Genomic DNA, 10037 nt, shown 5'->3' with positions numbered 1-10037 from the left:
GGCAGCCCGGCCAGCGAGGCCGGCACGGTGAAGACGTCGTTCAGATACATGGCCAGCGGATCGGCCTGTTTCTCGCCCAGTGCGAAGGAGGCGCTCGGCGCGGTCGGGGTCAGCAGCAGATCGCACTTTTCGAAAGCCAGTTCGAAATCGCGCGCAATCAGCGCCCGGACCTTCTGCGCCTGCGTATAATAAGCGTCATAGAAGCCCGCCGACAGCACATAGGTGCCGATCATGATGCGGCGCTTAACCTCCGGCCCGAAACCGGCCGCACGGGTCGCGGCATACATGTCCTGCAAACCCGCCCCATCGGGCAGATCACGCTGGCCATAGCGCACGCCATCATAACGCGCGAGGTTCGAGGATGCCTCGGCCGGCGCGATGATATAATAGGTCGGCAGCGCATATTTCGTATGCGGCAGCGACACATCCACCACCTCGGCGCCCGCATCCTTCAGCCATTCAATGCCGCGATCCCACAGTGCCGCAATCTCGGCGTTCAGGCCATCAGGGCGATATTCCCTGGGAATGCCGACCTTCTTGCCCTTGAGATCGCTCGATAAATTGGCTTCCCACTGCGGCACGGCCAGATCGAGCGAAGTCGAATCCTTGGGATCGAAGCCCGACATCGTTTCCAGCAGGATCGCATTGTCGCGCACCGTCCGCGCCATCGGCCCGGCCTGATCGAGCGACGATGCGAACGCCACGATGCCCCAGCGCGAGCAGCGGCCATAGGTCGGCTTGATCCCCGAAATGCCGGTGAAGGCCGCAGGCTGGCGGATCGAGCCGCCGGTATCGGTGCCGGTCGCCGCCGGGCACAGCCGCGCGGCGATGGCCGAGGACGAACCGCCCGACGAACCGCCCGGCGCCAATGCGGCATTGTCGCCGCCACCCCGCCGCCATGGCGAGATCACATTGCCGAAATAGCTGGTTTCGTTGGATGACCCCATGGCGAACTGGTCGAGGTTGAGTTTGCCCAGCATGCCCGCGCCCGCGTCCCACAGCTTCTTCGAAACCGTGGACTCATAGGTCGGCTTGAAGCCTTCCAGCATGTGCGACGCGGCGGTCGTCTGCACGCCCTCGGTGCAGAACAGGTCCTTCATGCCAATCGGCACGCCCGAAAGCGGCTTCAACGCTTCGCCCGCCGCCTTTGCCTTGTCGGCGGCGTCGGCAGCTTCCAGCGCCTTTTCCGGCGTTTCGACGATGAAGGCGTTCAGCGCCTTGGCGGCAGCGACATTGGCGTTGAATGCCTCCGCCACTTCGCGCGCCGAAAAGTCGCCGCCACGGAAACCATCGCGGATTTCCGCGACCGTCAGATCAGTCAGATTGCTCATTATTCGATCACCTTCGGCACCGCGAAGAAGCCATGCTCCGCCTGCGGCGCATTGGCCAACACCTTGTCGCGGACATTGCCATCGGTGACGGCATCTTCGCGCAGGCGCAGGTGATTGGGGATCACGGCGGTCATCGGCTCAACGCCTGTCACGTCCACCTCGCCCAATTGCTCCACCCAGCCAAGGATGTTGTTGAGTTCCGGCACCATCGCCTCGGCTTCGGCGTCACTCACCGAAATGCGCGAAAGGCTGGCGATCTTTTTCACGGTTTGAAGGTCTATCGACATGGCTCCGCCGCTACCATCGGGGCACGTCCGCTTCAAGTCCCGATACTCCAAGACCTTGCACGCGCTCGTCGCTTGCGCCAGACACAAACATTCCACCATTATGGAGAGCGCCTGTTGGCCCGCAAGTTCCTCTATGTCGTAACCGGCCTGATCGTGCTGGTGATCGCGGCATTGCTGGCCTATCGCATCTGGGGGATGCAGATGATCCGCGCGGTGATGGTCCCGCGGGAGGCTTTTGCGCCAATCCAGCCACTCCCCGCCAACGCCTATGACGATCCGAAAATGTGGATCGCGCGGCCTGACATCATGAAGGACAATCCCGCCCTCTGGACTCCCGAAGGCGTGAAGGATGCGCCATCCACGGAAAAGGCGGCCGTCTTCTTCATCCACCCGACCTCCTACATCACGACCCTGGGCGATGCGCATTGGAACATGCGACTGGATGATCAGGAAGCCCTCGACACCGCGCGCCGCTTCGTGAAGAATCAGGCCAGCGCCTTCAACGCGGTCGGCGCGATCTGGGCCCCCCGCTACCGTCAGGCCAATTACGGCGCCTTCCTGACCGACAAGCCCGCAGGGGACCAAGCCCTCCTGGCCGCCTATCGCGATGTGAGCGAAGCCTTTGCCGCTTTCCTCAAGGCCAATCCCAACGGCCCGCTGATCCTTGCCGCCCATAGCCAGGGATCGCGCCATCTGCTCCAACTCCTGCGCGAGCAGATCGCGGGCAAGCCCGTCGCCGACCGCATCGCCGCCGTCTATGCCGTGGGCTGGCCGATCTCCGTGGAAGCCGACCTTCCCGCCCTCGGCCTCCCCGCCTGCGCGCGGCGCGACCAGTCGCATTGCATCGTCAGTTGGCAAAGCTATGCCGAACCGGCTGATCCCTCTGCCGTGATCGAAGGCTTCGAGCGCAAACCCAGCTTCACCGGCAGGCCTCACAAGGGCACGCATATGCTCTGCACCAACCCCATTACCGGCGCCTTCAACGGCGCCGCCCCGCCGAGCGCCAATCGCGGCACCCTGGACGCCCGCGACGCGGACAAGCCGACCCGCCTCGTTCCCGGCATCGTGCCTGCCCGCTGCGACACCAGCGGCGTGCTGATGATCGGAGAGCCGGTCGACATGGGGCCGTTCACCTTGCCGGGCAATAATTACCACGTCTATGACTATGCGCTATTCTGGGCCGATGTGCGTGAAGACGCAAAGCAACGGCTCGCCGCCTTTCTGAAGAAGTAAGCATGTCCATTCTCACCGTCGACCGCGCGGTTTTCCGCGAAGCCCTGCCCCATGGCGGCCGCCTGATCGGGCTGGACGTCGGCACCAAGACCATCGGCCTTGCGCTTTGCGACGCGGGCTGGTCGATCGCCAGCCCTGCCCACACCGTATCGCGCGGCAAGTTCAGCAAGGACAAGGTCGCCCTCGCCGCCTTCATGGAGCAACAGCAGGTGAAGGGCGTGGTGATCGGCCTCCCCCTCAATCTCGACGGCAGCGAATCCCCCCGCAGCCAGGCGAGCCGTGCTTTTGGGCGGAACATCGCTGATCTGGGTTTGCCGATCCTGCTATGGGACGAGCGCTGGTCGACCCAGGCAGTGACGCGCACCCTGCTGGAAGCCGACGCCAGCCGGGTTCGGCGTGATGAGTTGGTGGACAAGCTCGCCGCTGGCTACATCCTGCAAGGCGCGATTGATGGGCTGATGGCGGGGTTTTAAGGATAGCCTAACTCCCGTTCTCCCTGGGGCTGCGGTCCGAAGGGCTCAGGGAGAACGGAGGAAAGAAAAGTTCACCCCTCAAAGGCCGAAATAATCGGGCAAGGCCCTTCCTCCAGGGCACCGCAGGCACTCGCCAGCCGCCTCAGACTATCCCGCGCCGCCTGCAATTCCGCGATCTTGAGGTCCAGTGCCGCCAGCCGTTCCGCCGCCAGTTCCCGCGCCCTCGCCCGGTCCTGCCCGGCATCGAGCCGCAACAGTTCCCCGATCTGCTCCAGCGTGAAGCCTGCGCCCTGCGCCAAACGGATGAACTTCAACCGCCGCACATCCTGTTCGTCATAGCGTCGCACGCCGCCCGCCAGGCCGCCACTGTCCGGCCGGTCCGGCGTCTCCAGCAATCCGCGCCGCTGATAGAAACGGACCGTTTCGACCCCGACGCCACCCGCCCGGGCCAGACCTGAAATCGTCATCGCCATGCTTGACTCCGGACCATGGTACGGAACCCATATGGGGCGCCAAGCGATTATCTCCAAGAGAAAGCCATGCCATGACCGCAGCAACCGCCCTTACCACCGGAGCCCGCAAGGCCGTTCTCCATCGCATGGTGATGCCCGGCCACATCTGTCCCTATGGCCTCAAGGCGCGATGGCTGCTCAGGCATAAGGGTTATGAGGTCGAGGATCACTGGCTCACCAGCCGGGAGGAAACCGACGCCTTCAAGGCCGCTCATGACGTCAGGACGACACCGCAGATATTCATCGATGGCCAGCGGATTGGCGGCCATGACGATCTGCGCCGCTTTTTCGGGCTGAAGGTCGCCGATCCCAAGGCGACGACCTACACGCCTGTGCTCACGGTCTTTGCCGTCGGGATGCTGCTGGCGCTGGCGCTCAACTGGCTGACCGCGATGCCTCTGATCGGCATCATGACAATCGAACGTTTCATCGCCATCACCATGATGCTGCTCGCCATGCTGAAATTGCAGGATGTGGAGCGGTTCGCGACCATGTTCCTGAATTATGATCTGCTCGCCCGCCGCTCTGTGCCCTATGGAAGGGTCTATCCCTTCCTGGAACTGGGCGCCGGCGTGCTGATGCTGACGGGGACGCTCGAATGGCTGTCGATCCCGGTGGCCCTGATCATCGGCGGCATCGGCGCGGCGTCGGTGTTCAAGGCGGTCTATATCGAGAAGCGCGAACTCAAATGCGCCTGCGTGGGTGGGGCCAGCAATGTGCCTCTCGGCTTCATCTCGCTGACGGAAAATGTGATGATGGTGGCGATGGCCCTCTGGATGCTGACGGGCGTGGCGCATTAAACCATCTCACATACCGTCCCGCCCATAGACATCGGGCAGGAACTGCACCCCATCCCCCAAAGGCACTGCCGTCAGATAGGTCAGATAGACCGGCACCGGCTGGGGCAGCGGCACATGCTGCTCCGGCTTGTCGTCATCGGCCTTGAGCGGCTTGCCAAAAAACCACCGCCCCAGCCGCTGCGCATCCTCCAGCCGGATGCAGCCGTTGCTGAATTGCCGGGCCGGCTTCGCCAACAGATCGCGCGACGGCGTGTCGTGCAGATAGATGCCAAGGTCATTGGGGAACATGAACTTGACCTTCCCCATGGCATTGTCGCCACCGGGAAGCTGCCGCACGCGCAGTTCAGTGCGTCCATCGGCCACCGCCCGCCAGTCGATATTCGCCGGATCGAGCCTCTGCGCATTGGCGCTCCAGTCGGACAGCGCCTCATAATGCTTCTTCGTGAAACTGTCCCCCGCCAGCATCTTGGGCGCCAGCTTCCGCTCGACCAGATCGGATGGCACATTCCAATAGGGATTGAGCGTCGCATAGCGGATCATGCCCGCCATCATCGGCGTCTGGCTTTCCTTCGCACCGACGACGACCTTCATCGTGCCGTCCTGCTGCCCCTTGCTGAAATACCAGAGCCGGGCGGAGGCCGCATCCACCACCACATGGCGCGCATAGGGGCCGGGCAGCAGCCGCGTCCGCTCCAGATTCAGTGCGATCAGCCGCTCATAATAATCGTCGCCCCGGTTGAGCGCCTCGATCGTCGCCGCGCCCGCGACGCCATCCGGCTTCAGGCCGTGATCGCCCTGAAAGGCCTTCACCTTCGCAGCCAGCGCCTTGTCATAGGCGGCGCCGCTCTCCAGCCCCAGACGACGCCGCAGAAACACAGCGCCCGACTTCATGCCGGGCCGCAGCTTCACACCGGTTGGGACCGCCATCTGCGGCAAACCGGTCCAGCGCCTGGCAAAGCCCATCCGCGCATCCCGCAGCTTCAGGTAGAAAGGGTTCATCCAGCCGACATTCTTCACATAGTCGACAAAGGACGGGGCCACGGCCGCGGCCCGCAAAATCTCTCTCGGCTCTTCTTCCTTCGGTTCCACCTCCGGGTCGAGATAGCGCACCTTCACCTTGCGCGACGGCTTGCGCATATCGCTCACCAGCGCGGCAAACGCCTTGGAAAAGGCAAGGTCGGCGCGTGCCAGCAACTTGGGATCGCCGCTGGCATCGGCCTCCTTGATCAAGCCTTTCAGTTCACGGGGATCATAATCCTTCGGCTTCAACCCATCCGCATCCGCGCTTTCGATCAGGGCAATCAGCGCATCACCCTGCGGCCCGACCCTGCCCTTCTCGATCCAGAGCGGCCAGTAACCGCGCGGTCCGTAAAAATCCCTGAGCTTCCCTCCGACAGACGAACGGATTTCCGCCGCCACGCTGGTGCGAGCGGCATCCGAAACGGCATTGGGTTGTGCGATGACTTGTCCAGGCCATGTCGTGAGCAGCAGCACTGGAAGCAGGGTCGTGCGAAGGAAGGGGCGCCCCCGAACATGCACCTGTGTCAGCCGCGTTCTCCACGACGCGAGGGCGGCGGGGGCGGCGGAGGCGGCGGACAGGGCGGACCCTGAATTTCATGATACATGCCGTCGGGCGAATAATAGCCGTCGACAATACCATCGCCATTGCGGTCGGCCGCAACGGTGCCGCTGATCGCGCCCGGACCGACCGGCGGCGCAGGCGCGACAGGTTCATCCCTCGTCGACGCGCATGCGCTCAGAGCGAGCGCCGTGCCGCCGAGAAGTGCCAATAACCTGATGTTCATACCCTCTCCCTTGGCGCTACGAGGACCGTGCGCCGGCTAGAATGTGGACACTGCGGATTGCAGCGCAGGTGTAACGACCGGAGATCGGATTGGATTCCATTACCGCCGCGCAATGACGATGAGCCGTGCCTAAGCAGCGATTAACCGTTAATCCCCAACCCAATCCGCAGAGGGAATTCCCTGCGCGTAGAGCAGCACGGACAGATCGCCATGCACGATCTCCGCAGCCGCTGCTTCCCGCGTTCTGGGCTTGGCATGATAGGCAACGCCCAACCCTGCCCCCTGGATCATCGGAATGTCGTTTGCCCCGTCCCCGACGGCCAGCGTCAAGGCCCGGTCGATCCCGCCCTCTATCGCCCTTTCCAGTTCCGCCCGTTTGCGCGCCGCATCCACGATCGGCACGGTCACCGTGCCGAGCAAAGCCCCGTCCGCAATCTCCAGCACATTGGCGACCGCCGCATCAAAGCCGATTTCTTCCGCTACCGGCCCGGTGAAGCGCGTGAAGCCGCCGGACACCAGCAGCGTTTTCGCACCCCGCGCGCTCATCGTGCGCACCAGAGCCCTGGCCCCCGGCATGATCTTCACCCGTTCCTGGCGGCACTGGTCGATGGCTGCGTCCGCCAGCCCCTTGAGCAAGGCCACGCGCTCATGCAGCGCGCCCGCGAAATCAAGTTCGCCGCGCATCGCCCGCTCGGTGATCTCCGCGATCTGTGCCTTGATCCCGGCATAGTCGGCCAGTTCATCAATGCACTCGACGGTAATCATCGTGGAATCCATGTCCGCGATCAGCAGCTTCTTCTCGCGACCCTCGGCCAGTTGGACGATCACGTCCACCCGGTCGCCAATGCCAGTCAGCGCCGCCCGCGCCGCGAGCGGATCACTCCCGAAGAAAATGTCCGCCGCCTTGCACTCTTCCAGCCACTTGCTTGTCCCCGGCGCGCAACCCGCCATTGCCAACCGCCCGACAGCTTCGGCAATATTGTCCTGACTCAAGGCGCCACTTGCCACTAAGGTCGCAACGAACATGGAAACTCCTGAAACACCGAAGGGCGAATCCCGCCCTCGCGTCGCGCTTATTGCCGGGCCCACCGCCAGCGGCAAGAGCGCGCTTGCCATTGCGCTGGCCCGCACGACGAACGGCATCGTCATCAACGCAGATGCGAGCCAGGTCTATGCCGACCTCCAGATTCTCTCCGCCCGGCCGAGCGATGCGGAAATGGCAGATGTGCCGCACCGCCTTTTCGGCCATATCGACGGCGCGGAAGCCTGCACCGCCGCCCGCTGGGCCGCCGAGGCCCGCGCCGAGGTGGATAAGGCTCATGAGGAAGACCACCTCCCTATCCTCGTCGGCGGCACCGGCCTCTATCTGCGCACCCTGCTCGACGGCATTGCCCCCGTGCCTGACATAGACCCTGATATCCGCGCCGCCATCCGCGGCCTGCCGGTGGCGGATGCCCATGCTGCACTGGAGAAGGAAGACCCGGAAGCCGCCGCCCGCCTCGCCCCCGCCGACACAACCCGCGTCGCTCGCGCGCTGGAGGTCGTCCGCTCGACCGGCAAGCCCTTGCGCGAATGGCAGCGGCATAAGAGCGGCGGCATAGGCGACCGCATCACCCTTTCGCCGCTGATCCTGCTCCCCCCGCGCGACTGGCTGATCGCCCGCTGCGACCTTCGTTTCGACCAGATGATCGACATCGGCGCCGGTATGGAAGTCGAGGCCCTGCTCACCCGCAAACTCCCCCCGGACCTCCCCGTGATGCGCGCGATCGGTGTCCCCGAAATCGCGGCCTGGCTGTCAGGCGAGATCGACCGCGACACCATGCTCGAGCGTGGCCGGATCGCCACCCGTCAATATGCCAAGCGGCAATATACCTGGTTTTCGCGTCAGCCCCCGGCGGACTGGGCGCGCGAAACTCGGCGTATTGATGATAAAATATGGAGAGAATTGGTAATTAAATTACAACAATAACTCTTGACTAGCCATTTTATGTCAAATAAACGCGGCCGCCTTGCCATCGCTCCGCTTCTGGAGCAGAGGGCGCAGCTACTATCCAGCGGAAGGACATTATCGTGGCCGAAAAGAGCGGCGCGGACATATTGGTTGAGTGCCTGATCGACCTGGGAGTCGAAGTCGTGTTCGGTTATCCGGGCGGCGCGGTGCTGCCCATTTATGACGCACTCTACAATCATCCGAAGATTCGCCACGTGCTCGTCCGCCACGAACAGGGCGCTACCCATATGGCGGAGGGCTATGCGCGTTCGACCGGCAAACCCGGCGTCGTGCTCGTCACCTCCGGCCCCGGCGCGACCAATGCCGTCACCGGCATCACGGATGCGCTGCTGGACTCGATCCCGATGGTCGTCATCACCGGGCAGGTTCCGACGCAACTGATCGGCACCGACGCTTTCCAGGAAGCGGACACGGTCGGCATCACGCGCCATTGTTCGAAGCACAATTATCTGGTGAAGTCGCCCGGCAAGCTTGCCGGGGTCATCCATGAGGCGTTCCACATCGCCACCACCGGCCGTCCCGGCCCGGTCGTTGTCGACATTCCGAAGAATGTCCAGATCGCGACCGCGCCCTATGAAAAGCCGGAAAGCTTCGAACATGCCAGCTACCGCCCGCAGACCAAGGCGGAGCCGGTTGCCATCGCCAATGCGGTCGAGATGCTGGCGGCTGCCAAGCGTCCGATCTTCTATACCGGCGGCGGCGTCATCAACTCCGGCCCCGAAGCCTCGGCCCTGCTGCGCGAGATCGCGGCGCTGACGCGCGCGCCTGTCACCTCGACGCTGATGGGTCTGGGCGCCTTCCCGGCGTCCTCCGACCAATGGGTCGGCATGCTGGGCATGCACGGCACCTATGAAGCCAATTGGGCAATGAACAAGGCAGATCTGATCGTCTGCGTCGGCGCCCGCTTCGACGACCGCGTGACGGGGCGGCTGGACGCCTTCGCGCCGAATTCGAAGAAGATCCACATCGACATCGACCGTAGCTCGATCAACAAGACGGTCGAAGTCGACTTGCCCATCATCGCGGACGTCGCCAGCGCGCTCACTGACATGATCGCGCTCTGGAAGGATCGCGGCCACAAGGCAGCGGACCTCTCCGAATGGTGGGCGCGGATCGACGGCTGGCGCGCGCGCAACAGCCTCGCCTATCCCGACAGCCGCGAAGAAATCATGCCGCAGGAGGCGATCGCCCAGCTTTACAAGGCTTCGCGCAGCGCCCAGGACGTCATCATCACCACTGAGGTCGGCCAGCATCAGATGTGGGCGGCCCAGCATTTCGGCTTCGATGAACCCAATAAATGGCTGACCTCCGGCGGCCTTGGCACCATGGGCTATGGCTTCCCGGCCGCCATCGGCGCGCAGGTCGGCAATCCCGACAGCCTGGTGGTCTGCGTCGCGGGCGATGCCTCGATCCAGATGAACATTCAGGAAATGGGCACGGCCACGCAATATCGCCTGCCGGTCAAGATATTCATCCTGAACAATGAATATATGGGCATGGTCCGCCAGTGGCAGGAACTGACCTATGAAAGCCGCTATTCCAACAGCTATTCGGACAGCCTGCCCGATTTCGTGAAGCTGGCCGA

General features: G+C 63.6%; 11 protein-coding genes. 5 read left to right on the top strand and 6 right to left on the bottom strand.

All coding sequences use genetic code 11. The features are described from left to right. Together gatA and gatC are read right to left on the bottom strand one after the other, a co-directional pair. Positions 1–1331, bottom strand: a 1331-nt coding sequence (gatA, locus tag RUH75_RS22500; protein WP_313809435.1) for an Asp-tRNA(Asn)/Glu-tRNA(Gln) amidotransferase subunit GatA, incomplete at its 3' end; no start/stop codon positions are given. Beyond that, a complete protein-coding gene (gatC, locus tag RUH75_RS22495; RefSeq protein ID WP_313809434.1) occupies positions 1331–1618 on the bottom strand; it encodes an Asp-tRNA(Asn)/Glu-tRNA(Gln) amidotransferase subunit GatC in 288 nt (95 codons plus the stop codon). The genes gatC and gatA, both read right to left, overlap by 1 nt. Positions 1619–1732: 114 nt before the next feature. Between gatC and RUH75_RS22490 the strand changes: the two genes are divergently transcribed. Then, positions 1733–2851, top strand: coding sequence for a DUF3089 domain-containing protein (locus tag RUH75_RS22490; RefSeq protein ID WP_313809433.1), 1119 nt, complete (start codon positions 1733–1735; stop codon positions 2849–2851). 2 nt (positions 2852–2853) lie between these two features. Next, positions 2854–3324: a Holliday junction resolvase RuvX gene (ruvX, locus tag RUH75_RS22485; protein ID WP_313809431.1), complete on the top strand. Its 471-nt coding sequence runs from the start codon at positions 2854–2856 to the stop codon at positions 3322–3324. Between the two features lie 71 nt (positions 3325–3395). Here ruvX and RUH75_RS22480 read toward each other — a convergent pair whose 3' ends face one another. Then, entirely contained in the window at positions 3396–3797 is a 402-nt protein-coding gene (locus tag RUH75_RS22480; RefSeq protein WP_313809430.1) for a MerR family transcriptional regulator, read from the bottom strand. 71 nt (positions 3798–3868) lie between these two features. On the opposite strand from RUH75_RS22480, the gene RUH75_RS22475 reads away from it, so the two are divergent. Next, positions 3869–4636 (top strand): glutaredoxin, encoded by a 768-nt coding sequence (locus RUH75_RS22475; RefSeq protein ID WP_313809429.1) that lies wholly within the window; start codon positions 3869–3871, stop codon positions 4634–4636. A 6-nt stretch (positions 4637–4642) separates the two neighbouring features. Here RUH75_RS22475 and RUH75_RS22470 read toward each other — a convergent pair whose 3' ends face one another. The 3 genes from RUH75_RS22470 to serB all read right to left on the bottom strand — a co-directional run bounded on the left by RUH75_RS22470 (position 4643) and on the right by serB (position 7467). After that, entirely contained in the window at positions 4643–6130 is a 1488-nt protein-coding gene (locus RUH75_RS22470; RefSeq protein ID WP_313809428.1) for a L,D-transpeptidase family protein, read from the bottom strand. Positions 6131–6180: 50 nt separating this feature from the next. Then, entirely contained in the window at positions 6181–6441 is a 261-nt protein-coding gene (locus tag RUH75_RS22465; RefSeq protein ID WP_313809427.1) for a hypothetical protein, read from the bottom strand. Between the two features lie 147 nt (positions 6442–6588). Next, positions 6589–7467, bottom strand: a complete 879-nt coding sequence (serB, locus tag RUH75_RS22460) for a phosphoserine phosphatase SerB (protein ID WP_313809426.1) — start codon at positions 7465–7467, stop codon at positions 6589–6591. Here serB and miaA point away from each other — a divergent pair. Both miaA and ilvB read left to right on the top strand, forming a co-directional pair. Next, positions 7466–8410: a tRNA (adenosine(37)-N6)-dimethylallyltransferase MiaA gene (gene miaA / locus RUH75_RS22455; protein ID WP_313809425.1), complete on the top strand. Its 945-nt coding sequence runs from the start codon at positions 7466–7468 to the stop codon at positions 8408–8410. The two genes, serB and miaA, sit on opposite strands and share 2 nt — an antisense overlap. 101 nt (positions 8411–8511) lie before the next feature. Continuing rightward, positions 8512–10037, top strand: a 1526-nt coding sequence (ilvB, locus tag RUH75_RS22450) for a biosynthetic-type acetolactate synthase large subunit (protein WP_313809424.1), incomplete at its 3' end; no start/stop codon positions are given.

This window comes from Sphingobium sp., from assembly GCF_032153725.1.
In the GTDB taxonomy this organism is placed as follows: domain Bacteria; phylum Pseudomonadota; class Alphaproteobacteria; order Sphingomonadales; family Sphingomonadaceae; genus Sphingobium.
This window is presented reverse-complemented; position numbering and strand designations above follow the sequence as displayed.

Excerpts from the sequence above, each read along its gene's own strand:
- gatC (WP_313809434.1), bottom strand. The coding sequence starts at position 1,618 with ATGTCGATAGACCTTCAAACCGTGAAAAAGATCGCCAGCCTTTCGCGC.
- serB (WP_313809426.1), bottom strand. The coding sequence starts at position 7,467 with ATGTTCGTTGCGACCTTAGTGGCAAGTGGCGCCTTGAGTCAGGACAAT.
- miaA (WP_313809425.1), top strand. The coding sequence starts at position 7,466 with ATGGAAACTCCTGAAACACCGAAGGGCGAATCCCGCCCTCGCGTCGCG.
- RUH75_RS22465 (WP_313809427.1), bottom strand. The coding sequence starts at position 6,441 with ATGAACATCAGGTTATTGGCACTTCTCGGCGGCACGGCGCTCGCTCTG.
- RUH75_RS22475 (WP_313809429.1), top strand. The coding sequence starts at position 3,869 with ATGACCGCAGCAACCGCCCTTACCACCGGAGCCCGCAAGGCCGTTCTC.
- RUH75_RS22480 (WP_313809430.1), bottom strand. The coding sequence starts at position 3,797 with ATGGCGATGACGATTTCAGGTCTGGCCCGGGCGGGTGGCGTCGGGGTC.
- ruvX (WP_313809431.1), top strand. The coding sequence starts at position 2,854 with ATGTCCATTCTCACCGTCGACCGCGCGGTTTTCCGCGAAGCCCTGCCC.